19 protein-coding genes, 1 tRNA gene and 1 pseudogene are annotated in these 25,045 nt (G+C 63.3%); 10 read left to right on the forward strand and 11 right to left on the reverse strand.

Features of this window, described 5'->3' with window-relative positions:
* Nucleotides 1-285: pseudogene (locus G533_RS21305) on the forward strand (IS481 family transposase); the annotation flags it as partial.
* Nucleotides 286-341: 56 nt separating this feature from the next.
* On the opposite strand, the gene G533_RS0109200 reads toward G533_RS21305, so the two are convergent.
* The 4 genes from G533_RS0109200 to G533_RS0109215 form a co-directional block, all read right to left on the reverse strand.
* Nucleotides 342-418 (reverse strand) — tRNA-Arg (locus G533_RS0109200).
* Nucleotides 419-552: 134 nt separating this feature from the next.
* Complete coding sequence (locus G533_RS0109205) at nucleotides 553-1,173, reverse strand: DUF4136 domain-containing protein (RefSeq protein ID WP_240472409.1); 621 nt, start codon at nucleotides 1,171-1,173, stop codon at nucleotides 553-555.
* Nucleotides 1,174-1,285: 112 nt separating this feature from the next.
* Entirely contained in the window at nucleotides 1,286-2,338 is a 1,053-nt protein-coding gene (locus tag G533_RS21310) for a DUF3080 family protein (RefSeq protein ID WP_084638913.1), read from the reverse strand.
* Between the two features lie 79 nt (nucleotides 2,339-2,417).
* Nucleotides 2,418-3,053: a glutathione S-transferase family protein gene (locus tag G533_RS0109215; RefSeq protein WP_027949709.1), complete on the reverse strand. Its 636-nt coding sequence runs from the start codon at nucleotides 3,051-3,053 to the stop codon at nucleotides 2,418-2,420.
* 142 nt (nucleotides 3,054-3,195) lie between these two features.
* Here G533_RS0109215 and G533_RS0109220 point away from each other — a divergent pair, with 142 nt between their 5' ends.
* The 6 genes from G533_RS0109220 to G533_RS0109245 all read left to right on the forward strand — a co-directional run bounded on the left by G533_RS0109220 (nucleotide 3,196) and on the right by G533_RS0109245 (nucleotide 11,031).
* On the forward strand, nucleotides 3,196-3,621 hold the full coding sequence (locus G533_RS0109220) for a c-type cytochrome (protein ID WP_027949710.1): 426 nt from the start codon (nucleotides 3,196-3,198) through the stop codon (nucleotides 3,619-3,621).
* A 142-nt stretch (nucleotides 3,622-3,763) separates the two neighbouring features.
* Nucleotides 3,764-4,906, forward strand: a complete 1,143-nt coding sequence (locus G533_RS0109225; RefSeq protein ID WP_027949711.1) for an efflux RND transporter periplasmic adaptor subunit — start codon at nucleotides 3,764-3,766, stop codon at nucleotides 4,904-4,906.
* Nucleotides 4,906-8,040: an efflux RND transporter permease subunit gene (locus G533_RS0109230; RefSeq protein WP_027949712.1), complete on the forward strand. Its 3,135-nt coding sequence runs from the start codon at nucleotides 4,906-4,908 to the stop codon at nucleotides 8,038-8,040. The genes G533_RS0109225 and G533_RS0109230 overlap by 1 nt, the downstream gene beginning before the upstream one ends.
* 80 nt (nucleotides 8,041-8,120) lie before the next feature.
* Nucleotides 8,121-9,143, forward strand: a complete 1,023-nt coding sequence (locus G533_RS0109235) for an AraC family transcriptional regulator (RefSeq protein ID WP_027949713.1) — start codon at nucleotides 8,121-8,123, stop codon at nucleotides 9,141-9,143.
* Between the two features lie 181 nt (nucleotides 9,144-9,324).
* Nucleotides 9,325-10,095, forward strand: a complete 771-nt coding sequence (locus tag G533_RS0109240; RefSeq protein ID WP_027949714.1) for a class II aldolase/adducin family protein — start codon at nucleotides 9,325-9,327, stop codon at nucleotides 10,093-10,095.
* 9 nt (nucleotides 10,096-10,104) lie between these two features.
* Entirely contained in the window at nucleotides 10,105-11,031 is a 927-nt protein-coding gene (locus G533_RS0109245) for a TauD/TfdA dioxygenase family protein (protein WP_027949715.1), read from the forward strand.
* Between the two features lie 17 nt (nucleotides 11,032-11,048).
* On the opposite strand, the gene rep is transcribed toward G533_RS0109245, so the two are convergent.
* Nucleotides 11,049-13,046, reverse strand: a complete 1,998-nt coding sequence (rep, locus tag G533_RS0109250) for a DNA helicase Rep (protein WP_027949716.1) — start codon at nucleotides 13,044-13,046, stop codon at nucleotides 11,049-11,051.
* Nucleotides 13,047-13,220: 174 nt separating this feature from the next.
* Between rep and G533_RS0109255 the strand changes: the two genes are divergently transcribed.
* Nucleotides 13,221-15,254: a PhoX family protein gene (locus G533_RS0109255; protein WP_027949717.1), complete on the forward strand. Its 2,034-nt coding sequence runs from the start codon at nucleotides 13,221-13,223 to the stop codon at nucleotides 15,252-15,254.
* Nucleotides 15,255-15,300: 46 nt separating this feature from the next.
* Here the strand turns inward: G533_RS0109255 and G533_RS0109260 are convergent, their stop codons facing one another.
* Genes G533_RS0109260 through G533_RS0109275 form a run of 4 tightly spaced genes read right to left on the reverse strand, consistent with a single transcriptional unit; the run spans nucleotide 15,301 to nucleotide 20,326 of the window.
* Nucleotides 15,301-16,503, reverse strand: coding sequence for an acetyl-CoA C-acyltransferase (locus G533_RS0109260; RefSeq protein ID WP_027949718.1), 1,203 nt, complete (start codon nucleotides 16,501-16,503; stop codon nucleotides 15,301-15,303).
* The gene (locus G533_RS0109265; protein WP_027949719.1) at nucleotides 16,500-17,732 is read right to left on the reverse strand and encodes an acetyl-CoA acetyltransferase; all 1,233 of its coding nucleotides are present in this window, start codon (nucleotides 17,730-17,732) and stop codon (nucleotides 16,500-16,502) included. Before G533_RS0109265 ends, G533_RS0109260 begins: the two co-directional genes overlap by 4 nt.
* Nucleotides 17,729-19,408, reverse strand: coding sequence for a class I adenylate-forming enzyme family protein (locus G533_RS0109270; RefSeq protein WP_027949720.1), 1,680 nt, complete (start codon nucleotides 19,406-19,408; stop codon nucleotides 17,729-17,731). The genes G533_RS0109265 and G533_RS0109270 overlap by 4 nt, the downstream gene beginning before the upstream one ends.
* 3 nt (nucleotides 19,409-19,411) lie before the next feature.
* Nucleotides 19,412-20,326, reverse strand: a complete 915-nt coding sequence (locus G533_RS0109275; RefSeq protein ID WP_027949721.1) for an NAD(P)H-dependent flavin oxidoreductase — start codon at nucleotides 20,324-20,326, stop codon at nucleotides 19,412-19,414.
* 457 nt (nucleotides 20,327-20,783) lie between these two features.
* On the opposite strand from G533_RS0109275, the gene G533_RS25005 reads away from it, so the two are divergent.
* Nucleotides 20,784-21,587, forward strand: a complete 804-nt coding sequence (locus G533_RS25005) for a hypothetical protein (protein WP_205622593.1) — start codon at nucleotides 20,784-20,786, stop codon at nucleotides 21,585-21,587.
* On the opposite strand, the gene G533_RS0109285 is transcribed toward G533_RS25005, so the two are convergent.
* Together G533_RS0109285 and G533_RS21320 are read right to left on the reverse strand one after the other, a co-directional pair.
* Nucleotides 21,584-22,375 carry a DUF1295 domain-containing protein gene (locus tag G533_RS0109285; protein ID WP_027949722.1) on the reverse strand — a complete coding sequence of 264 codons (792 nt, stop codon included), beginning with the start codon at nucleotides 22,373-22,375 and terminating at the stop codon, nucleotides 21,584-21,586. The genes G533_RS25005 and G533_RS0109285 overlap by 4 nt on opposite strands.
* A complete protein-coding gene (locus G533_RS21320; protein WP_051230155.1) occupies nucleotides 22,372-23,271 on the reverse strand; it encodes an SDR family NAD(P)-dependent oxidoreductase in 900 nt (299 codons plus the stop codon). Before G533_RS21320 ends, G533_RS0109285 begins: the two co-directional genes overlap by 4 nt.
* A gap of 164 nt (nucleotides 23,272-23,435) precedes the next feature.
* On the opposite strand from G533_RS21320, the gene G533_RS0109295 reads away from it, so the two are divergent.
* On the forward strand, nucleotides 23,436-24,962 hold the full coding sequence (locus tag G533_RS0109295; protein ID WP_035527395.1) for a carotenoid oxygenase family protein: 1,527 nt from the start codon (nucleotides 23,436-23,438) through the stop codon (nucleotides 24,960-24,962).
* Nucleotides 24,963-25,045: the final 83 nt, after the last annotated feature.

Raw genomic sequence — 25,045 nt, forward strand, 5'->3', positions numbered from 1 at the left:
TACCCGGGCGACCTCTATACACCTTCAGCCAAGGCTTACCACCCTCCTGAGGAGCCTGAGTACCCTTATCATGATCGCTCGGTACACGTAACCCAGTGTGGCAGGATCTGTATCGGTAAACGGAAAATCAACCTGAGCACGGTATTTGCCGGGCAAACAGTGGGAATACGGGAAGTCGAGGACAAGATCTGGCTTGTCAGCTTCTTGGAGTATGATCTAGGATTCTTTGACGAGGATGTGGGGCGGGTTGAACCCGCCACCAATCCGTTTGTACCGGAACTGTAAACCATGTGCCCGGTATAATCTGTAAAGGATGTCTCCGGTACAGACCCTTTGTAGGATGGCCCGCCCGAGAGGATTCGAACCTCTGACCTCTGCCTCCGGAGGGCAGCGCTCTATCCAGCTGAGCTACGGGCGGAAAACGGCAGTTGCGGCTGGCTGGCGCCAGTATCCCGCACCCTTTTGAGGGGAGCGGACTATAGCAAAGGCCGCCACGGCGCTCAATAGAGCCGTGGCGGGCGTTGTGCCGGGTTCAGGGGCGGTTCTGCTCTGCTATTCCTCGCCTTCGACCCCGGACCCGGGCGGAAAGGCCGCGAAGATCACTTCTGCCGCCTCATTGTAGCGCGACTGGTCCTGCAGCTGTTTGCCGGTCAAGCGTGAGTGGGTGACACCGCGCCACACCGAGCGCTCCATTTCCGGGTCGATCATGTCAACGATGAACGTGCCTTCGGTGTAGTCGCGCACGCTCACTTCCGTGGACATGCCCCTGCATGACCAGCAATTGTAAAGGCTATAGCGGTTGTAGCCGTAGTACATGCCCATGTAGCCGGGACTATCGTAGGTTTGCACATCGGTCTTGAACTGGGTGAGCAGATGCCAGCTGATCAGCATGTCGGCTTCGGCGGCATCTTCCACCAGCGCGATGCCTTTCAAGGACAGGGCATGCCGGATGGCGGTGTCGACGCGGTCTTTCTGGATATCGCTCAGTTGCAAGGGGTTATCGCCCGCCACACTCCCGGAATCCTCGAGGAACGCGACACTGCGAACCTGGCTGAAATCGTAGCTCTGGTTGTAGTCCACATCGGGTTTGGGTGGGCCGCTGGCGCAGGCCAGCAGTAGCATACTGAGGCCGCCAAGCAGGGCGACTTTGAAGGTGTTATAGGCAGTTTTCACGCGAGGTACCCCTGTACGGTTGTCTGTTCTGTGTGACGTCGTTTACATAGTCTTGGACTCGCCCTTTGCCCGGGAGTTTCCCAGGATACAAAATCGAATAAATCACGGATTATCAGCCCGTTCGCCCCCCGGCGCCGCCGCAGGGCTCCAACGCGGCCTGCAGCGCCTCGACATGCTGCCTGGGTGCCGCTGCCCAACGCGACAGGCTGGCGTCGCGTCGGCCTCGCCAGTTCCGGTAAGCGGGGGGCAGGGCGGAGGCCACCAGCTGCTCCAGTTCCTGCAGGAGCGGCAGCAGGTCGTGCTGGCGGCGTCCGAGGTCCGCGGACCACGGTTGCACTTCGCCAACAAAAAACTTTTCTATCACGGTGCTCAGTGTGTCTGCCGCCGCGGGCCGCAGCGCGCCGCGGCAGAGTGGCCCCTCGGCGCGCTGCGCGGCCAGCACCGCATTGCCAGCCGTCAGCCAGCCCTGTTGCAACGCCAGTGCCCTGAGCAGCGCGCCACCATCGCCCAGCGCGACTTCACTGAGCTGTATCTCGAATGCCATATTGTCGGCATGGTAATCACCTGCCAGCCAGCGGCGCACGCTGGCATTGATATTGGCGAGCGCTGTGAGTGGCTCGCTGCTGGTGTTGGCGGGGTACGGCCCTAGATTCGCCGGTGGACGCCACAAGGAGCGATACTCGGGGCCGCCGAGGGTGGCGTTGAAGATGAGTGCCGGCAGTTGACGTTGCTTCTGCGCGTGGGCACTCGCCAGCAGATCGGCCAGGGCGTCCTCCCCCTGGCTGCGCTGGTAGTCGATGCAGTCGGGGGCGAGTTGCAGGAACTCCAGCTCCAGCAACAGGCGCTGGGAGGCGCTCGCCATGAGGCCCAGGCTGCTGTTGCGTTTGCCGATGGTTACCTGCACCGCGCAGCCGGTGAGGGCCAGAAAGTCCAGGGTGCCCAGGTTACCGCTTTCCAGCGTCAGCTTGAGTTCGCTGCGGTGCGGCAGTCGGGGCAGGGTGTCTGGGGTGGCTGCCGGCGCAGCGTGCCCCAGCGTGCGTTCCAGTCGCTGCACATAGTCAGCGAGAGCCGCATCGGGTGAAGGTTCAGCGCAGGCCACAAGCGCCAGCGTCGTGGCGAGGCACACGGCGCGCAGGAGCCGGAGATGCGGGGAGCTGGCTAGCATGGCGCTGTTATAACCGAATTGGCGCGGCCGCGCTGCGGGCAAATGTGACCGCGCTGCAGGTCGCTGCCTGGCCGCCGGGCTATTGGGCGCCGGCGGATTCCAGGGCGGCCTTGGCACGCGGCAGCCAGTCGTGGATATGGCTGCATTCTTCGGGTACTGCGGCCTTGATCCAGCCGGCGAATTCCACACAGATCAGCAGGTCAATATCCGCCATGGAGAAATGCTCGCCGGCAAGGAAAGTGCTTTTTGCCAGTGCGCGGTCGACCATGCGCCAGCCACCCTCCAGGCGCTGCTTGCCCCGATCCACCAGGGCTGGAATCTGCGCCACGTTCATCGGCCCCGGGAGTGCGCGGTCGGCAAACGCCGGGTTGCCGTTGCGGAACACTTCGGCAATGGCGTGGAAAATGCTGTTGAACAGGCGGTGGTTCCAGCTGATCACCTGGGCCTTTTCCAGCGGCGTAGTGCCGAGCAGGGGTTTCTCGGGATAGAGCGCCTCCAGGTAGACGCAAGCGCCGATCACTTCGGTGAGCACGGTGCCGTCATCGAGCGCGAGGGCGGGCACCGTGCACATCGGGTTGACCTTGCGGAAGCTTTCTTCGAACTGCGCCTGCTTCATCATGTCAACTTGCACGGTGTCGAGCGCTATGCCCTTATAGTCCAGGAACAGCTGCAGGCGGCGCGGGTTGGGGGCGGGGTCGTAAGTGTACAGCTTCATGCGGCTTCTCCAGGTGATGACCGGTGTGCGCGCTATAGTACGGTCAAACCGCGCACCGGTACCAGCGGTGCACAATGCCGAGTTTTCCCCCGGCGCATAACTGGCTATAATGCGCGGCCAGCAAACAGAGGACTCCATTGTGATGAGCCGAATTGTAGTGAGTTTCGTGGCGCTGTGTGCCGCAATGGCAGCCGGTGCAATTGAACTGTCTGACAGCCAGCGGGCAGCCATTGAGGAACGCATCAAGCCCATGGGCGAAGTGTGTCTGCAGGGCGATGCCAGCTGCGGTGGTGCAGCAGCGGTGGGCGGTGCAGCCATGGCGCGTTCCGGTGAAGAAGTGTACAACGCGGCCTGCATGGCCTGTCACATGACAGGAGCGGGTGGTGCGCCAGTGGTGGGCGACGCCACGGTGTGGGCCGATCGCATTGCCAAGGGCATGGACGTGTTGCATGACCATGGCATCAACGGTATTCCCGGCACCGGCATGATCGCCAAGGGCGGTTGCATGAGTTGCTCCGATGAGGAAGTGATGGCGGCGGTAGACTTCATGGTGGAGAACAGCCAGTAAGCACCCCCGCGTCGACAGAGCCGCCCCGCTTCGGCCGGGCGGCTTTTTTGTGCTCGCTGGTTTCGCTTCGGCACCGTCGTATGCATATTTTGCCCCTAATGCTCTGTTACAGTAGGGCGCAGGCCAAAAACGGAGGTGCCGCGTGTCACGCTTGAAGCTCTTGATTGGTGCTCCGGCAGTTTATTCCCTGCTCCTGCTCGCAGCCTGCTCTGAACCCCCATCCACGCCACCGCCGGTGGGCGTAGTGGTGGATACGGTGCGGGTGGAGCCCTACCAGGCGCAATCCGTTTACGTCGGGCGGCTGGTGGCCCGGGACGACGTAACCATTCGCGCCAGTGTCAGCGGCTATCTGATGGAGCGCAGCTTCAATGAGGGTGAACAGGTGCAGGCGGGTGATGTCCTGTACGTCATCGACCCATCCGAATATGTTGCAGCGCTCGCCATCGCCCGGGCCGACCTGGCGGCCGCCAAGGCGAACCAGACCAACGCGCAGCGCAATTATCAGCGCGGCCTTGAGCTGTTGCCCAAGAGCGCGATTTCCCAGGTGGAAATGGACAACCTCACGGCGCAGAAACTGGATGCCGACGCCCGCATTGAGTCGGCGCGGGCCCAGGTGACCGCAGCCGAGGTGAACCTGGGTTTCACAACCATCAAGGCACCGATTTCGGGCCGTATCGGCCGCAGCCAGGTGAGCCCCGGAGACCTTGTAGGCCCGAGTAGCGGTGACCTCACCACGCTGGTCAGCATCGACCCCATCGAGGCGTTGTTTCAGGTGTCGGAAGCCACCTACATCGACCAGATCAGTCAACGGGTGACCGCCAATCCCACGGTGGATGACCTGAAGAATATCGAGGTGACCCTGGAGCTTGCCGATGGCCTGCAGTACCCGGAGGTGGGGCAGATTGACTACTTCGGCAACCGCATTGACGCCGCCACCGGCACCATGGAGGCCCGCGCGCGCATCCCCAACCCCTATGGCCTGCTGGTGCCCGGGCAGTATGTGCGCGTCACCCTGCAGGACACGGCCCTCAAGGAGGGCCTGTTTGTGCCGCTGGCGGCCGTGCAGGCGGACCAGCAGGGCACGTTTGCACTGGTGGTGGCAGACGATGGCACGGTGCAGCGCAGCAATGCGCAGCTCGGTGAGCGTCTGGACGACATGGTGCTGGTGACCGGTGGGCTGCAGGCCGGTGACCGCGTCATCGTGCGCGGGTTGCAGCAGGTGCGTCCGGGTATGCCGGTGATTATCACCGCCACCGTGGGCGCCAATGCCGACGAGGGCAACTGATGTTCAGCGCATTCTTCATCCGGCGTCCCAAGTTTGCGCTGGTTATCTCCATTGTCCTCACCCTGCTGGGCTCCCTCGCGCTGCGCCTGTTGCCGGTCAACGAATATCCCCCCATTGCACCGCCCAACATTGTGGTGTCCGGTGTCTATCCCGGCGCGGCTGCCGAAGTGGTGGAAATGGCAGTGGGCGCGCCCATTGAGGATGCGGTGAACGGTGTGGAGGACATGCTCTACATGTCTTCCAAGAGTGCCAATGACGGCAGCTACTCCCTGACCATTACCTTCGCCATAGGCACCGACGCAGACATGGCGCTGGTGCGGGTGCAGAACCGGGTCAAACTGGCGGAGCCCACGCTGCCTGCGGAAGTGACGGCCCGGGGTCTGCAAATCGTGGAACGCGCGCCGGACATGCTGAAAATCATCAGCTTTACGTCGCCGGATGAATCGCTGGACTACAAGTTCCTCTCCAACTACGTGAAGATCAATGTGGCGGGGGCGTTGAGCCGGGTGCCGGGTATTTCCGGTGCGACGGTGATGGGCGAAGCGGACTACGCCATGCGGCTCTGGCTGGACCCGGACAAAATGGCGAACCGCAGCCTGTCGGTCACCGATATACAAGAGGCCTTGCGCGAACAGAACGTGCAGGTGGCGGCCGGCAAGATCGGCGGACCACCCTTCGACCAGCGCATGGAAACCGAGTTTACCCTGCGTGTGAAAGGGCGCCTGCAGGATGTGCAGGAGTTCGAGAACATTGTACTGCGCGCCCGGCCGGATGGCTCGGCCATTTACCTGCGCGATGTGGCGCGGGTGGAGCTGGGGCAGTCCTCCTACGGGTTCTACGGCGAAATCAGTGGTCGCCCTGCGGTCAATGTCGCCCTGTACCAGGCCTCGGATGCCAATGCCCTGGAGGTGGGTAACGCGGTGGATGCGCTGGTGGCTGACCTGGCGCAGGCCTTCCCGGCAGGCATGGCCTACCAGATCAACTACGACACCACGCGCTATGTGTCCACTGCCGTCTCCCAGGTGGTGCAGTCTCTGCTGGTTGCGGTACTGCTGGTGGTGCTCATCACCTTCCTGTTTCTGGGCAGCCTGCGCGCTACCCTGGTGCCGGCGGTCACCATTCCGGTATCGCTGGTGTCATCGCTGGCGGTGCTGTTCCTGCTTGGCATGTCAATCAACACCATGACCCTGTTCGCCCTGATCCTGGCGATCGGCGTGGTGGTGGATGATGCCATTCTGGTCATCGAAAACTGCGACCGGCACCTGCGCGCGGACCCGGAGCTGCACCCGCGCGATGCGGCGCTGCAGACCATGCGTGAGGTGGGCGGGGCGATCATAGCCACTACGCTGGTATTGCTCGCGGTGTTTTTGCCGGTAGCGGCGCTGCCGGGGATCACCGGTGAAATGTACCGCCAGTTCGGGGTCACCATCTGTGTGGCGGTGGTGTTTTCCTCTATCAACGCGCTCACCCTGAGTCCCGCATTGTGCGCCCTGTTGCTGCAGCGAGGGGGGCAACGCGATGCGGGCTGGTACCGGGTGTTCCTGGCCGGCTTTGAGCGTATCACGGGCGGCTATACGCGCGGTGTCGACTGGGTGTTGCGCAAGCTGCTGGTGGTGGGGCTGATCTTTATCGCCTGGATGGGCGCGCTGGCGGTGGGCGTGATCGCTACACCCACGGCACTGGTGCCGGACGAGGACAAGGGTGCGCTGCTGGTGAATATCCAGCTGCCCGATGCCGCTTCCCTGTTGCGCACCCGCGATGCCGTGCGCAAGGTGTCGGATATCATTGCCGCCGATGGTGCGGTGCAGAGCGTAACGGAGGTCACCGGGTTCTCCATTCTCACCGGCGCCATGGCGAGCAACGCCGCCACACTGTTCGTGGTGCTCAAACATTGGGACGACCGCCAGCGGGCCGAAGAGCTGGTGTTCAATGTGGCGCAACGTATCAATCAACAGGCCTTTCTGCGGGTGCCAGAGGCGCAGGTGGTGGCCATTGCGCCTCCGGCCATCCCGGGCATGGGGGCGGTGGGCGGCCTTGAGCTGATGCTGCAGGATACGCTGTCGCGCGGGCCGACCGAGCTGGCCACGGTGCTCAACAATTTCATTGTGGAGAGCAATTCACGGCCGGCCCTGGCCGGCGTGTTCAGTACCTTCCGCGCCAACGTGCCGCAGTACTTTATCGATGTGGACCGGGTGAAAGCCAAGAACCTCGGTGTGCCCCTGAGCGAGGTATTCCTGACCCTGCAGGCGCAACTGGGCTCCCTCTATATCAACGATTTCAACAAGTTCGGCCAGACCTATCAGGTCACCATGCAGGCCGACGCGCCGTTTCGTGCCGACCTGGAGGGCCTGGAGCATTTTTATCTCAAGTCCAGCGGCGGGGACATGGTGCCGCTGAGTACGCTGGTGCGCAGCAGCCTGACCCTGGGCCCGGATGTTACCCAGCGCTACAACCTGTACCGTGCCGCCACCGTGCGCGGCAGCGTCGCGCCCGGCTTCAGCACGGGCGACGGCATGCGGGCCTTCGAAGCCGTGGCGGCCACCCTGCCCGCTGGCTACCGGGTCGCCTGGACCGGCGCGGCCTTTCAGCAACAGCAGGCTGGGAACACGGCGCTACTCGGTTTTGGTCTCGCCCTGGTGTTCGTCTATCTGTTTCTGGTTGCGCAGTATGAAAGCTGGTCGGTTCCCGTGGCCATTATCCTGGTGGTGCCCATGGCGATTGGCGGCGCGATCCTCGCGCTGTTGCTTACCGGTCAGGCGCTGAACCTTTACGCGCAGATCGGGCTGGTATTGCTGATTGCCATGGCGGCAAAAAACGCCATTCTGATCGTCGAATTCGCCCGGCAACTGCGCGAGGAGGAAGGGCGCAGCATCGTCGAGGCCGCGGCGGAAGCCGGTCGTTTGCGCTTTCGCGCGGTGTGTATGACGGCGGTGTCCTTCATTCTTGGCATCCTGCCGCTGGTGTTCGCCAGCGGCGCGGGCGCTTTCGGTCAGCGCTCGCTGGGCATCACGGTATTGGGTGGCATGCTTGCGGCCCTGTTGGTGGGCACGTTCTTCATTCCCGGTTTCTATGCCCTGGTGCAAACAGGGCGCGAGCAGCTGAAACAGCGCCTGGGTATCGGCGTGCAGGATTAGCCCGAAGGGTGTTCATTGTGAGGGCTGTTGGGTGCGCTGGTCGCCGCCAGCGGGGGCACTTATACTCCCGGTGACCGCAAATGGGTGGGCATGGTATCAACACTGACGCACGCTATATGGCCTGGCTGCTGGATTTCCTGGCCGGCGAGGGACTCGACGCCGACGCGCTGGCGGGCGCCCACGGTATATCCGTGGAACGGTTGTATCGTCCGCAGACGCGGATCAGCGACACCAGCCACCGCGGCGTACTGCGTGATGCGCAGGCGCGCTTTCAGGGCGGCTCGCTGGGCCTGCAGCTGGGGCTGCACCGATCGATTGCCACGCTGGACCAGCTGGCGTACCTGATGATGAGCAGCGCAACGCTGCGTGAATCCATTGAGCACGGCCTGCGCTTCCAGAACTACCCCGGCCGCTTCTCGGGCTTTCATCTGGTGACCGCATTCAGCGAAATCGAGGGGCAGGGTTGCTACCAGATCCATGCCCATGACAGCCTCGGTGACCTGCGCCTGCTGGTGGTGGAGGAGTTGTTGGCCGCCATTATCACGACCTCGCGCTGGGTGCTGGGCCGGGCTCTCCCCGTCACCGCCCTCAAGGTGGATTACCCGGCGCCTGATCACAGCGCCGACTACGCGGCCATATTCAATGTGCCCGTGCAGTTCGACTGCCCTGCAATACAGTTGTTTTTCGATGCCGATATTCTGGATCAGCCCCTGCCGCATGCCAGCCCCCAGAGTGCGGCCCTCTACGCCCGGCTGTGCGAGGAGACCAGCATCAGCCGCAACCAGGGCGACATCGCCTGGCGCATGTGGCGGATCATCGTCGATAACCCTGCAGAGCCACCCAGCCTGGAGGTCTGTGCCGCGCTGTTGCACTGCAGCGTGCGCACTTTAAGCCGCAAGCTGCAGGCCCAGGGTTGGCAGTACCAGCATCTGGTCGACCAGGTGCGCGAGATTCATGCCCGGCGCTACCTCAGCCACCCGGGGCTGAGTGTCACGCACATTGCGCATCAACTGGGCTACGCCGACAGCTCCGGGTTTCACCGTGCCTTCAAGAAATGGACAGGGCTGGCGCCCAGTGAGTACCGCGCCCGCCTGGTTTCCTGACCCGCTGATGGCGTAATCGGCCATGCAAGTGGCCATATCCGCCATGCCGGCAACGGTGCGCCTCACTATGATCAACGCATAATCCCGGCCCGGGCGGTTTGCCATGCCCAGAGGCCGGTTGCGGCAAATCAGTTGTAGACTACAGTCAGCTCAGTCACCCGCCAGACAAGGGAGTTTCGCCATGAAAAAATACGACGGATTGAATCAGGCCATGGTGGAGCGCTTTGCTCCCAGGCCCGGCAGGCACGCCCTGCTGCCCGAGATGAGCGCGAAGGCCCAGGTTGCGCTCATGTGCCGCATGATGTTTCGCGAGGGGTGGAACGAACATATTGCCGGGCACATCACCTGGCGCCAGAGCGATGGCACCATACTCACCAATCCCTGGGAACTGGCTTGGGATGAGCTGACCGCCAGCGACATCATGACGCTGGACGCCGAAGGCAATATTATCGATGGCGAATGGAACATTACCCCGGCCATCGGCCTGCACCTGCAGCTGCACGCGTTGCGGCCCGATGTACACGTGGTGATTCACAACCACACGCACTGGAGCGGCATCTGGGCCAACCTGCAGCGCACGCCGCCCATCTATGACCAGACCGGCGCACACTGTGGGCTGGAGCTTCCCGTTTACAACGAATACAGCGGTACCTTCGAGGACGAGGCCACCACGCTGTCCGCTGCCGAAGCACTGGGCGATTCCAAGTGGGCGCTGCTGGCCAATCACGGTGCGTTGGTGGTGGGTAAAGACCTGCGCCAGGCGCACCTGCGCGTGATCACGCTGGAGTGGCGCTGCAAACGCGCCTATGAAGTGGAGTTGCTCGGCGGTGCCGAACCTCTCAGCGATGAGGTGGTGGAAAAGGTGAGCATCACCGACGGCAACGGCTTCCCGTTCTGTTTTGAAGCCATGGCCCGTCGCGAACTGCGCCTGGACCCCAGCATTCTGGAATAGGAAGTAACCATGAGTCTCACAGTAAAACCACTTGCCAACATCGGCGCCGAAATCAGTGGGCTGGACATCAACGAACCGGTTTCCGAGGCGTTGGCCCAGGAACTGAAAGACCTGTGGTACGAATACGGTGTCTTGCTGATCCGCGGGCAGAAGGTCTCGCCGGAGAGCCAGATCGCCTTCAGTCGTACCTTCGGCCCGTTGGAAATGCACCCGCTCAAGGCGAAAACATCGGAGGCCAATCCGGAGCTCTTCGTGTTGGAGAACGGCGGTGACAAGGACCAGTATTCCACGGCTTTCTACAAAGGGGAGAAAATTGTCGGTCGCCTGGACTGGCACATCGACCTCCACTACACGGGCAAACCCAACCACGGCGCACTGCTGACGGCGGTGACGGTGGCAGAGGAGGATGGCCTGACCGGCTTTGGCGATCTCGCCGCGGCCTACGATGCGCTGGATGACGACACCAAGACGCTGCTGGACAAGCTGGAAGTGGCCTACAGTTTCAGCATGCAGCGGCGCCACATGCGCTATGTCGATGTGGAGGGATATGAGCCCGGGCCCTACAGCCCGACAAAGCCATCAGACATCGGCTTTCCGGATTTCCCTGATTCAGTCTATCCGGCGGCGCACAGTCACCCGGTGACGGGGCGCAAGGTGCTGGGCATTGTTGAGCAGTTCCTCGATCGGGTGATCACCCCGCAGCAGTTTGGTCTTTCCAACGATGAGTCCATCGAACTGCTGGAAAGGCTGGTCGCGCATACTCGCAAGCCGGAGTTCCACTACTTTCACCAGTGGCAAGAGGGCGACCTGGTGCTGTGGGACAACTGGCGCATCATGCACTGTGCCACGGGTACCAAACCTGGCGTGCGCCGCGTGATCAACCGCACGACGATAGAGGGCAATACCATGCTTGGGCGTGTGCTGGGGGCGGAGTAATAAGGGCTACCTGATCGTCAGGCGAAGAGCGACTTCAGGCTGCTCAGTGTCTCGGTGGCACGCTGTTCATTGGCTTCGGCTGTGTCGGCGTCGCCGCCCTGCCACTGCAGGTCTTCCGGCGGCAGCTCATCAAGAAAGCGGCTGGGTTCGCAGCGCAGCTGTTCGCCGTACTGGCGGCGTTTCAGCGCCATGGTCATGGTCAGTGTCTCGCGCGCTCGGGTAATGCCAACGTAGGCCAGCCGGCGCTCCTCCGCGATATTGTCCTCCTCAATGCTCACCCGGTGGGGCAGCAGGTTCTCCTCCATACCGATGATGAACACGTGCGGGAACTCAAGCCCTTTGGACGCGTGCAGGGTCATCAATTGCACGCTGTCTGGTCCCGCTTTTTCCTCTTCCTGCTGTTCCAGCAGGTCGCGCAACAGCAGGCGGCTTACCGCCTCATCCAGGCCGATATCCTCGTCGCGTGTGACCCGCTCCAGGCTGTCTATGAGGAAGGTGACGTTGCCCATGCGGCGTTCGGCGACATCTTCACTGGAGCTGATTTGCAGTAGCCAGTCAGCGTAGTCGATATCCCGCACCAGTTGGCGAATGGCGCCAATGCCGTCACCGCCGGCGCTGCGCCGGCGCATTGCGCCCAGCCACTGGTTGAATTCCCGCAGCCGTTTCAGGCCGGCCTCCGGCAGGGAACTGGCATCAACGTGCTGCAGTGCCTGGCTCAGGCTGCAGTGACGTTGCGTGGCGCAGGTGCCCAGTGCCTCCAGTGTGGAAGGGCCCAGCTTGCGGCGCGGCACGTTGGCAATGCGCAGGAAGGCGTTGTCGTCGTTCTCGTTCACCAGCAGCCGCAGGTAGGCCATGATGTCCTTCACTTCGTTGCGGGCAAAGAACGAGGTGCCCCCACTCAAGTGGTAGGGCACCTGCTGCTGTTGCAGCGCCAGTTCCAGCAGGCGGGACTGGTGGTTGCCGCGGTAGAGAATGGCGTAGTCGCCGAAGCGGGTGCGTTTGCGTAGCTTGTGGTCGAGGATCTCGGCCACCACCTGGTCCACTTCCTGTTGCTCGTCGGCGCAGCGCAGCACGCGCAGGGGCTCGCCGGCCCCCAGTTCACTCCACAGCTGTTTCTCGAACACGTGCTCGTTGTTGGCGATGAGGGTGTTGGCGGCCTTGAGAATACGCGCGGTGGAGCGGTAGTTCTGCTCCAGCTTCACCAGCTTGAGGCCGCGGAAGTCGGTTTGCAGCTGCACCAGGTTTTCCGGGCGCGCGCCGCGCCAGGCGTAGATCGACTGGTCATCGTCACCGACCACGGTGAGCGCGCCGCGCAGGCCCACCAGCTGGCGCACCAGCAGGTACTGGCTGGCATTGGTGTCCTGGTACTCGTCCACCAGCAGGTAGTGCAAGCGGTTCTGCCATTTTTCGAGTATCTCGGGCTGGTGTTCGAAGAGCACCGTGGGCAGCAGTATGAGGTCGTCAAAATCCAGCGCGTTGAAGGCTTTCAGTGCACGGCGGTAGCGCTGGTAGGCCTGGGCGAACAGTATGTCTGCGGGTGAGCTGGCCTGCGCCAGGGCGGCTTCGGGCAACAGGCGGTCGTTTTTCCAGTTGGAGATGCGCTGCTGGATAAGCCCGGCCTGGTCGCCCTCGGCACCGTGTTCCTGAATCAGCAGGTCGTGGATCAGTTTGCGGCTGTCCTCACCGTCGAAGATGGAAAACCCGGCTTTCATGCCCAGGGCCTTGCGCTCCTCGCGGATGATCTTCAGCCCGAGCTGGTGGAAGGTGCTCACGGTGAGCCCTTCCGAGGCCTGCGCGCCGAGCAGCCCGCCGACCCGCTCTTTCATTTCCCGGGCCGCCTTGTTGGTGAAGGTCACCGCGGCGATGCGGTCGGCCCGGATACCGCAGTCCTGCACCAGGTAGGCGATTTTGCGGGTGATTACGCTGGTCTTGCCGCTGCCGGCGCCCGCGAGTACCAGCAGGGGGCCGTCGATGTAGCGCACAGCCTCGCGCTGGCGGGGGTTGAGCTGGGTCACGTGGGTGTCTTTCAGGTGCTGTTTATGGTCGCGCAGTGTAGCAGGGTTTTTCCATCATCCGTGCCCGCGGCGTTTCCCGGGGCGCAATACTTTGGTCATACTTGCCGTTTACAGTGCCGCCACAAGTCTACTGATAGCGCGTCGTGCGCGCACTGCCTCGCTGCTGGAGTTCCCATGTCTGAACGCTTTATTCCCGGCCCCGCCGACCGCTCTGTTGTTGCGAATGAGGAGCCGCTGCGTGACCCGGTGCCACAGCCGGACTTCCAGCAGGTTGTAAGTGCTCGCTATCAGCGTCGGGATGTCCTGCGCGGAGGCGTTGGGCTGGCCCTGAGCGCAATATTCGGTGGCCTGCTGCCAGCGCGAACGGTGCAGGCGTCTGCTGGCGCCAGCGTCGCTTCCTCGCGCCTGGGTTTCGCGGCGGTAGCGGTGGGCAGCGCCGACCGGGTGATGGTGCCACCGGGGTATCGGGTGCAGGTATTGTTACCTTCGGGTGAGCCCCTCTGCGGCGAGTACCCGGCCTTCGCCGCCACCAATGGCGCTGCGGAGCAGGCCCAGCAGATGGGCTCGCACCATGACGGCATGCACTTCTTTCCACTTGCGGGGGGTTCTTCTGAAGGCCTGCTGGTGATGAACCACGAGTACGCTGAACCGCGTTTCCTGCACGCTACCGCGGTGGGACTCGAGCTTCATACTTATGACGTTCCCCTGCGGGCAGACGGCAGCCGGGATCCCGATCAGGTACTGAAGGAGATGCATGCCCACGGCGTGAGCGTGGCACATATTCGGCGCGATGCACACGGCGTGTGGCAACTGGTGCGCGACGCCCGCAACCGACGTATAACCGCGGCCACCCCCATGGACATCGGCGGACCGCTGCGCGGAGACCCGCGTCTGCATACGGCGTGGAGCCCGGATGGCAAGCAGGCGCGCGGCACGCTCAACAACTGTGCGCACGGTGTCACCCCCTGGGGCACCTACCTGGCCTGCGAAGAAAACTGGCGTTATTACTTCGTGCGCGACGCGGGCCCCGCGCCGGTATCGTTGACCCGCTACGGCGTGGAACCACTCAGTGCATGGCGTTGGCACCTGGCCGCGGGCAATGCAACAGATGACCCCGGCCAGTTCGCTCGGTTCGATGCCAGCCGGCGCGCGGAGTCGGCCGAGGGCGACTTCCGCAATGAGCCACATGCCTTTGGCTGGGTGGTGGAAATCGACCCCTTTGATCCACAGAGCGTGCCGGTGAAACGCACCCACCTCGGGCGTTTTGCGCATGAAGCAGTCATCTTTGCGCCCGCTGTGGAAGGTCGCCCCCTGACCCTGTACTCGGGCGATGATGCCCGCTTCGAGTACATCTACAAATTTGTGTCGAGCCGCCCGTACCACGCCGCCTCCGCCGACGGCTCGCTACTCGACGAAGGAACACTGTATGCAGCGCGCTTTTCGAGCGATGGCAGCGGCGAGTGGCTGGCGCTGGTGCCGGGTAAAAACGGTCTGACGGCGGCAAATGGCTTTGCCACGATTGCCGATATTCTGCTCAACACGCGCGGGGCGGCAGACCTCGCGGGGGCTACCCCGATGGATCGTCCCGAATGGGGGGCGCTGGACCCGGCAACGGGGCAGGTGTACTTCAGCCTGACCAAGAATGAACGGCGCACGCCGGATCAGGCGAGTGGGGCGAACCCGCGCGCCCGCAATGCCCACGGCCAGATTGTGCGCTGGCGCGAGTCCGCAGACGATCACACTTCAACAACGTTCGCGTGGGAGCTGTTTTTGCTGGCAGGCAAAGCGGGGCAGGGTCGTGACCTGGAGGGGCAGCCGCTTGCGCAGGATGGCAGCCTCTCCAACCCCGACGGACTCTGGTTCGACGCTGACAGGCGCCTGTGGGTACAAACGGATATCTCGGACGAAAATCTCAACAAGAAGGGGTGGTCTGCATTTGGCAATAACGCCCTGCTGGCGGCAGACCCGGATACCGGCGAGGTCAGGCGTTTTATGGTCGGGCCTCGCGGCGCCGAGATCACCGGCTGCGTTGGCACACCCGATGGGTCCACCCTGTTCGTGAATGTCCAGCACCCCGGGGCGTCTACCAGCGCAAAAGACTTTGCCCGCGGTCGTCTGCAGAGTTACTGGCCCGACGGCGGCCCTGCGATGCCGCGCTCGGCTACGCTGGTAATCACGCGGGAGGATGGGGGCGTGGTGGGTGCCTGAGTGTCAGGCGCCCGTTCCGGCGGACGCACGTGCTTGCCGCGCAGTCTCAGGGCAGGCGCTCGATCAGTAGGGCGCTTCCCGTACCCGCAGCCCCGGCAGCCGAAACCACCCCTCGTTGCAGCCCGCGCCGCTCCAGCTCATCCAACAAAGTACCTGCCATAATGGCGCCAGTCGCGCCCATGGGGTGCCCCAGGGCAATCACACCGCCATTCACGTTGAGTTTGTCATCGGCGATACCCAACTCGCGCATGGCCACCACACTCACCGCAGCAAAGGCTTCATGAATTTCGAACAGGTCGATATCCGCGGCGCTCAGGCCTTGCTCAGCGAGCAGGGTGCGGGTTGCTTCTACGCAGCCGCTGAGCACTTGCAGCGGGTCGGCGTTGACGGTGGCCGATGCCACAATACGTGCCCGGGGTTGCGCACCATTGCGCTGCCCCCAGGCCTCGTTGGCAATCAGCACCAGTGCGGCGCCATCCGCCATGGCGGGTGAATTGCCTGCGGTATGAATGTGCTCAACGGCCGCAAGCTGCGGGTGGCCGGCCAGCTGGAAGGCATCGATGCCGGCTGCGCCGGCTTTGGCAAATACCGCGGGCATCTCAGCCAGCTGCTCAAGGGTGGTGTTTGCGCGAATGCACTCGTCAGTGTTCACCACGCTGCCGTCTTCCAGCGTGATGGGCACAATGGATGTGAACCAGCCCTGTTCGCGTGCCTGTGCGGCGCGTTGCTGGCTGGTAAACGCGATAGCATCCGCCTCGGTGCGGCTAATACCATGCAGCGTGGCAATCAGGTCGGCGCCGTTACCCATCATCAACATGCGGCACTGGGCGGCGAATTGCGGGTCGGTGAACACACGCGCCTTGTCTGCGAGCATGGGCACCCGCGACATCATTTCCACGCCGCCGGCAACGGTCACTTCGGCCTGTCCGGCGCTAACCTTCAGCGCCGCCAGGGCCATGGCATCAACGCCGGAGGAGCAGTAGCGGTTCACGGTGAGTCCGGGCACCGAGCCCGGCCACCCGGCGTAGAGAGTGGAGTTCTTGGCGATATTGCCGGCCTGTTCGCCCGCCTGGGTGACACAGCCGAGAATGACATCGGCCACCTCGCCAGGCACGAGCCCGGTGCGATCCTCCAGGGCTGCATAGAGTTGCTGCAACAGCGCCTGGGGCGTGAGTGAATTGAGGCTGGCGCCTTCCTTGGCGCGGCCGCGGGGGCTGCGCAGGGCATCATAGATCAGTGCGCTTTTCATGAACCGACTCCAATAATCAGGCTGACGCAGGTGGTGGCGCTACCACCGAGGTTGAAGGTCGCCATGTTTTGCGCGCGCGCAAGTTGGTAGCCGCCGGCCCGGCCGCTAACCTGCCGGGCACAATCCAGGGCCATGCGTACGCCGGTGGCGCCCACCGGGTGGCCGAGGCCAATCAGGCCCCCGCTGGGGTTGATGGGAAAGTCGCCTTCGCGGGTAATGCGGCCGTCTTCCACCGCCTTCCAGCTCTCCCCGGGTGCCGTGAGACCGCTGTGGTCTATGGCCATGTATTCGGTGACGGAAAAGCAGTCGTGTGTTTCCAGGCCGTCGAGGTCGCTGATGTGGGTGAACCCACCGCGACGCAGGGCATCCTCCATCATGGTTTGTACATGCGGGAACAGCAGCGGCATGCCGGCACTGAGCTGCAGCTTGCGTTCCAGCAGGATGGGGGCGGAGCGGTGGCCCCAACCCTTGATGCGCGGTATGTCGGCCAGTTTTAAGCCGAGCTTCGCCGCGTGCTCGCGCGCGGCGCGCTCACTGGCAAGAATGACGCAGGCTGCGCCATCGGTGATCTGTCCGCAGTCCAGCTTGCGCACGCGGCCTTCAATGACCGGGTTCAATTCGTCGTTTTCGCTGAAACAACCGGCCGGGAACTGCCACTCGCGGGTTTGTGCGTTGGGGTTGTCGCGCGCATTGCTGAAATTGATTTCCGCGATGCGGGCGAGGTGCTCGCTGTGGATGCCGTGACGCTGCTGGTATTCGCGTGTGATGCGGTCGAACAGATGCGGCCAGGGGTAGTCGCAGTCGGTGGCTTCATGCCCCTGCCAGGCGGCGGCGCCCAGGTACTCGGCGCCGGTCTTGCCGTTCACATTGCGCATGAACTCCAGGCCCAGCACGCAGGCCACGTCGTAGTGTCCGGCTTCGATGTCGCGCATGGCGCTGAGCATGGCAATGGAGCCCGAGGCGCAGGCGGCCTCATGACGCGAGGTCGGGATGGCCGCGAGCTCCGGGTGCAGCTGGCCGAAGAAACCGTTGATCAGCCCCTGGCCGGTAAACAGCTCGCCGACAAAATTGCCCACGTGGCCGACCTCGATCTGCGCGGGCTCAATGCCGGCGTCGGCGATGGCGCCGTCCAGCGCTTCGGCGAACATGTCGTAGATCTCCAGGCCTTCGCGGGCCCAGTTGCGGCTGAAGTCGGTCTGTTTGCCGCCCAGGATGTAGACGTTACTCATGTTTGGTTTCCCCGTTCTTTGACCTGTGCCTGCAGTTCGCCGCGCACCACCTTGCCCACCGGGTTGCGGGGCAGTGCCTGGAACACCTCCAGCCGCTCCGGCAGCTTGAATTTCGCGATGCCCTTTTCCTGCAACCAGGCGCACAGTGCTGCCAGCGTCGGTGGGGTGGTGTCTTCCAGGGCGACCACGCAAGCGCAGATCTTCTCTTCCAGGTCCGCGTCCGGATAGCCACAGACCGCCGCCTCGGCAAGCCCCGGGAAACCTTCCAGTAAGGTGTCCAGTTCCGCGGGTGAGATTTTCATGCCGCCGCGGTTGATGATGTCCTTGCAGCGGCCAACGATGCGGTAGTAGTTGGGCGGATCGCCCGCTATTTCCACCAGATCACCGGTGCGGAACAGGCCATCCGCGGTAAACACCCCCTCGCCGTTGTGGTCCAGATACCCGTCGAACACGGCGGGCCCGCCGATGCACAGCTCTCCGGGCACACCGGCCTGGGTGATTTCAGCGCCGGATTCGGGGTCGATAACCCGTGTAGTGATGGACTCGTGGGAGTGCCCTTGCCAGGGCATGTTGGGTGCGCCGAAGCGCGGAAACAGGCTGGCGCGGTATTCGGGTGTTACCGCCACTTCGGGGGTGGAGAACAGGCTGATGCCTTCATTGGAGCCATAGAAGTTGATGATCGGCTTGCCGTACTCCCCTTCGATAACCTGAATCATCGCCGGTGACAGCGGCACGGAGCCCGAGCCGAAGGCGCGGATGGCGCTGAAGTCACACTGCTGCCACAGCGCCGGTTGCTGTGCGAGCCGGTTGAGCAGCGCCGGCGGTGCAATGGTGAAGTTGACGCGCTCCTCCTGGACTTGGCGCAGGAACAGGGGCGGGTCCATGGGCTGATGCAGTACCAGGGGGCAGGCGTGAATGATGGCGGGAAACAGGAACCCGCCCAGTGCCGCCATGTTGACCAGTGGGAACGGCACCAGCAGCGTCTCACCGGGCTGGTAATTGCCGGCTGCCATCGTGTTGCGTGCCATGGCTCGCCACATGTTGTGTGAGCGTGGCACGCCCTTTGGGGTACCGGTGGTACCGGAGGTCCAGACCACGGTAAGGATATCGTTGGCACTGCCCGGATGCTGCGCCCGGTGTGTGTGCAGGGCACTCAGGTCGTCGGGTGATGCGGGCCGGTCGAGGTCCAGCTCGGTGCCGAAACGCCAGATGGGGAGCTCGGGAAGGGCGGTGTGGGCCCGCGCGGCCAGGTCCTGGTCGCGGAACTGGCCGAGGGTGATCACGGCCGCCGGTTGCAGGCTCTGGGCAAAACCGGCCAGCTCGTGTCCACCGTATTGTATGGGCAGGGGTGATATCACCGCGCCCAGCTTGCTGGCGGCGTAGTAGGTGACCACCAGCTCGGCAATGTTTGGCAGCTGCACCAGTATGCGGTCGTCATGGCGCAGCCCGAGTGCCAGCAGTTGCGCGGCGAGGCGGTCACTCAGCGCGTCCAGCTCGGCAAACGTGATGCGCCGTGCAGGCAGGCCTGTCAACTCGGTTTTGCTGGGCTGGTCGACCAGCGCCGTGCGCTCGGGTACCGCGGCGGCCTGGGCGGCGAGGATGTCGTGCAGCGTTTCCTCGCCCCAGTAGCCGGCCTGGGTGAGTGCGTCGATACGGGCCTTTGGGCTGGTTTGCATGGTTTATCCCTCGCAGGCGGCGCGGTATTCGGTTTCCAGTCTGTCGACCAGGTCGGCAATGGGCAGGATATCGCGTATCGCCCCCACGCCCTGCCCGGCAGACCATACATCCCGCCAGCGCTTGGCATCGCTGGTGGAGGCGGCGATATCGATTTTTGTGCCGTCCGGCATGTTGTCCGGGTCGTAGCCCGCCGCCACCAGGCTGGCGCGCAGCCAGTTGGCTTTCACGCCAGTCAGCGCGGCAGAGCACACGATGTCGGCGCCCGTTGCTTCTACGACCATCTGTTTGTAGGCCGGTTCCGCCATGCTCTCCTGCGTGGCGATAAACCGCGTGCCCATATAGGCGTAGTTGGCGCCCAGCACCTGTGCCGCGCGCACGCCTCGTCCGCTGGAGATGCCGCCGCCCAGAACAATATCCCCGGCCCAGAACTGCCGTACCTCTTCCACGAAGGCAAAGCCCGCCTGCTGCCCGGTGTGGCCGCCGGCGCCGGCCGCGACCAGCACCAGGCCATCGACCCCGGCCTCGACGGCCTTGGCGGCAAAGCGCGTGTCGATCACGTCCGCGAACACCTTGCCGCCATAGCCGTGTACGGCATCAATGGCTTCACGGGGGCTGCCCAGGGCGGAAATGACCAGCGGAGCCTGATACTTCACGGCCAGTTCCAGGTCCTCGAAGCGCCGTGTATTGGAGCGGTGCATCATCAGGTTGATGGCCCAGGGCCCGTGATCCTTTCCGCCTGTCGCCGCCGTGATTTCCTGCAGCCAGCGCTCCAGTTCCTCCGTGGTGCGTGCGTTCACTGAGGGAAAGGTACCCACGATGCCGGCACGGCAACTGGCGATAACCATCTCTGGCCCGGACTGCAGGAACATTGGGGCCTGGAAAACCGGAATTCTGAGCTGACTGAGCGTGCGTGGCATGGAAAGGTCCAGCGTTACTTTTATTAAAAGACCAAAATGGTAAGCTTTTCCCGGCCATGGAACAAGGCTTGGCTGAATCGGTGTTGCGCGCACCGAGCCATCGTGGTGTGTACCGTTGGCTGTGAAGGATCAAGTGTGCCGTCGTTGTGCCGTTATTGATGACATGCCAAATGTTTCGGTTTATCCTGAAAGTGACAATAAGTAACGATAGTTAGCAATATAGGGCGGGGTTATCATGGGGATGTTGAAGGGTTCAAATTATTCGCGTTCGATTTGGCATGGATGTGTGCTTGCCGTTGCGCTTGGTGTCGCGAATGCCAGCGCTCAAACCTGGGAATTCACCACGTGTGGGGCGACGGGTGCGCAGGGACCGGACCAGAGTGCCTGTGATACCGAGTATACAGGCACTGCGCTGGACGGTGGAGTGACCGTTTCCGGCGGGATACAGAGTTGGACAGTGCCCGTATCGGGCCGCTATCGGGTGACGGCCGTGGGCGCACAGGGAACCGCGGCCGAGGCATCGGTGGTCGGCGGGCTGGGCGCCAGCCTGCAGGCGGAATTCACGCTGAGCGCGGGCACGGTGCTGCAACTGGCGATAGGTCAGGTGGGCCTGGAAGACACGTGTAACGGTGGCGGCGGCGGCGGAAGCTTTGTCGTGGATGCCTCGGATGAGCCGCTACTGGTTGCGGGTGGCGGTGGCGGCACTCGGACGAGCGTGGCGCAGAATGGCTGTGATGCGTCGCTGACCACGTTCGGTATTGGTGGCTCCGGCTCCAGTGAAACCTCTGCCTGCCCGGTCAAAGCCACTGAAGAGGGCTTGGGGGGTGTGGTATCGTCAGGCTCGTGGGGTTCCGCAGGAGCCGGTTTCTTTGGCAATGGTGCTGTGGATGGCTCCGGGACGGCCGCGCTATCCTGGGCCAATGGTGCGCTCGGCGGCGGCAGTGCTGACGATTCCAGTGGTGGCTTCGGCGGCGGCGGCGGAGGCGATGGCTCTTGCGGCGGTGGCGGCGGTGGCGGCTACTCCGGCGGCGACGGTGGCCGGGTGGCCGGTGGTGGCGGCAGCTTTGCAGCGCCCGCCGCCGCCAGCCTGGTGGCGTCTATTGCCGGTTCGGGCGATGGTAGCGTGATCATCGAGGCCCTGGATGCCCAGCCCGCGCCGCCGCCGGTCGCCGTGCCCGCTTTGCCGGGGATGGCTGTCGTTTTACTGTCTGCTCTGATGTTGCTGGCCGGCATCGGTCGGCGCCGGCGTCTGCGCGTTTAGCGGCGGCGCGGCGGTAACGGAATCAATCCACTGGTTCGGGCCATATACTCGGCGTAGCCGGGTTTTTCCCGGGCCAGCTTTTTATCCAGGGTTTTCTGCCCGGTGACGTTGACTACCAGATAACTGTAGGCCAGTGGCCCGACGACGGTGAGCCAGCCCAGCGGCACCTCGCAGGCAACCAGCCAGATACCCCACCACACACAGAGCTCACCGAAATAGTTGGGGTGCCGGGAGTAGCGCCAGAGCCCGGTGCACAGCACCGTGCCACGGTTTTCCGGTTGGGCGCGAAAGCGCCGCAGTTGTGCGTCGGCCACGGTTTCCACTATCAGTCCCAACAACCAGAGCAGGCTGCCGAGCATGGCCAGCAGGCCAATTTGGCGGGTGCCGGCGAACAGGCCTACCTGTACCGGCAGTGACGCCAGCCAGAGGACAACGGCCTGCAGCAGGAACACCTGGCGCAGGCTGAGCCAGAGAAATGCGCGCTCGTTGTTTACCCAACTGCGCAGCTTGGTGTAGCGCGGGTCCTCGCCATGCCCCCAGTTCCGGCCGATGAGGTGGGCGGTGATGCGCAGTGCCCACAGCAGCACCATGGCCAGTAACACCCACTGCAGGGTGTTGTAGGCCGGCGCCAGCGCAAACGCCGTCAAGGTGATGGCAACGATAATCAGCGCAAAGAACATATCGATGATGCTCACATCACGCAATGGGATGCTCGCTAGCCACAGCGCCAACGCACTGGTCAGGGCGACAGCCGCGGTAGCGCTGAACAAGGTCAGCAAATCCATCATTGGGCAAGGCCTCCGGCAAAATCGAGAAACAGGGCCACGGCGGAGTCAAAATCCTGCGCCGGTGGTGTAGCGGTGAGCGTGGCCCAGGCGGCTTCCAGGGCTTGCGGACTGTCACCCGAATCGACAGCTGCACTGACCAGGGTACGTGCGCGGGCGAGGCGTCCTCCGCCGGCAACGAGCACCTCGCCGTTGAGTGTGCAGCTGTCACTGGCCAGCCACGCGACAACGGGGGCCACAGCTTCCGCCGGCAGTTGACCGGCCAGCGCGGGTGGCAGGCTGCTGCGGGTCATGGCGGTGTTGGCGAAAGGGGCAATGGTATTCACTCGCACGCCATGTGGTGCACCCTCCAGTGCCAGGGCGCGACACAGGCCGATCACTGCCGCCTTCGATGCCGAATACGCGGGCAGCCCGTGTTCGCCGTGCAGGCCGGCAGCGGAGCTGCTCACCACAATGGCGCCGCTGCCTTGCCCGTACAGATGGCGGAAGGTCGGATGCAGCAAACAGGCGGTGCCCAACAGGTTGATGTCTATGATGCGGCGGAAGTCGTCGAGGCGCTGTTTGTGGAATGAGGAGGCTTCGGACACGCCCGCGTTGGCGATGACAATGTCCAGCCGGCCGTAGTGCTCAAGGGCAGTTGCCAGCAGGTCTTCGCCACAGCGGGGGTCGGCGGCATCGCTGTAGTCGGCAACGGCGCTGCCACCCTGTGCCACGATGTCATGCACAACCGTATCCGCGCTGTGCACCGCTTCCCCGCTGTGGCGCCGGTTGTTTACCACCACCTGCGCCCCCCGGCGCGCCAGGTCCAGTGCGTAGGCGCGGCCCAGCCCTTTGCCGGCGCCCGTCACAATGGCGACTTTGCCGGCGAGTGTGGTCTGTGCTGTGGAATCTGCTGGCATATTCTTGTTGCTTTTATAAAGAGACCTAAAGTCTATCCTGACTCCCGGTGGCTCGCAAGCGTGTGCCATTCGATGCTTGCATAAAAATACTTAATACCTATAATCAAGCAAAATCCAAGTGCAGCGGGGTGTGTCCCGGCTGCCAGATGCCCCGGGGGAACCCTATGCAAAGCCTGAGCAAATTTACCGAGTACCCTTCCGTTGAGCAGTGCCTTGGCGGGGTCGCCCAGTTTGCCAATACGCCGCAATGGATTTATGGCCTGGACAACCCCTATCTGCACGGGGTGTATGCGCCGACCACCGATGAACTCGATGTGTCCGGGCTGGCGGTGGAAGGTGAATTGCCGGCTGATCTCGAAGGGGCCTATTTCCGCAACGGTCCCAACCCCGTGTTTGAGCCAAAGAACCGCTATCACCCCTTTGACGGCGACGGCATGGTTCACGGCGTGTACTTCCGCAACGGGCAGGCGGCCTACCGCAACCGGTATGTGGATACCCTTGCCCTGCAGGGCGAGCGCGCCGACGGCCGCTCCATCTCGCCGGGGGTGATGGGGCCGTTCGACTACTCACTGTCGCCCTTCGGTATCAAGGACACCTCAAACACCGATATATTTATCTATAACGGCGACCTGATGAGCCTCTGGTACAACGCCGGGCACCCCTATCGACTGGATGCGCAAACGCTTGGCACCAAGGGCTATTACGACCTGGAGGGCCGCGCGCAGCGACGCATGTCGGCGCACTCGAAAGTGGACCTGGCGACCGGCGAATTGCTGTTTTTTGACTACGGCGACGAGCCGCCCTACATGACTTACGGTGTGGCTGACCCCAGTGGCAAACTGAAACATGAAGTGGCCATCGATCTGCCCGGCCCGCGCCTGCCGCACGACATCGGTTTCACCACGAACTACTCGATCCTGCATGACCTGCCGTTCTTTCACGATATGAATGTGCTGCGTCAACACGGCTACCGTGTGCTGACCTTCCATCGGAATATCCCCACGCGCTTTGGCCTGATCCCACGCTACGGCGCCGGTAGCGAGGTGCGCTGGTTCGAGTGTGAGCCCTGCTACATCCTGCACACCAGCAATGCCTGGGAGGCGGGTGAATGGGTGATCATGGATGGCTGTCGCTCCACCAACCCCATGCCGGAAACCAAGCCCGGAGAGGGTGAGCTGGCGTCTATGCTGGCTTACATGCGCCTGGAGGCCAACAACTACCGCTGGCGTTTCAATTTGCGTACCGGGGAAGTGCGGGAAGGGCCGATTGATGACCTCAATACTGAATTCAACAAGACCAACCCGCTCTACCATGGCCGCGAGGGGCGATTCGCCTATCACCAGCGCATTCCGTTGCACCACGAAGGCGGACTCACGTTGCGCTTTACCGGTTTGGTGAAATACGACAACGAAACCGGCAAGCGCTGGCAGTGGGACTACGGCCCCGGCGTTTTCGGCAGTGAATCCGTCTTTGCGCCGCGGCGTGGTGCCACGGCGAGTGCGGCGGAAGACGACGGGTATGTCATCACGCTGGTGACCGACAGTAACACCTGGCAGTCGGACTGCCTGGTATTCGACGCCCGCGATATTGAGGCCGGGCCCGTCGCCCGCGTGCGCATACCGCAGCGCGTACCCTACGGGTTCCACGCCACCTGGGCGCGGGGTGAGGACCTGTGGCGCGCCGGCCAGTAGTGAACAATGCTTGACCGATCTTGTATTTCGGACAGCCTGGGATAAACTAAGTTCATTAATGCAAGTAACAAGGCGGGGTGGCT

The organism is Haliea salexigens DSM 19537 (assembly GCF_000423125.1).
Taxonomy (GTDB): domain Bacteria; phylum Pseudomonadota; class Gammaproteobacteria; order Pseudomonadales; family Halieaceae; genus Haliea; species Haliea salexigens.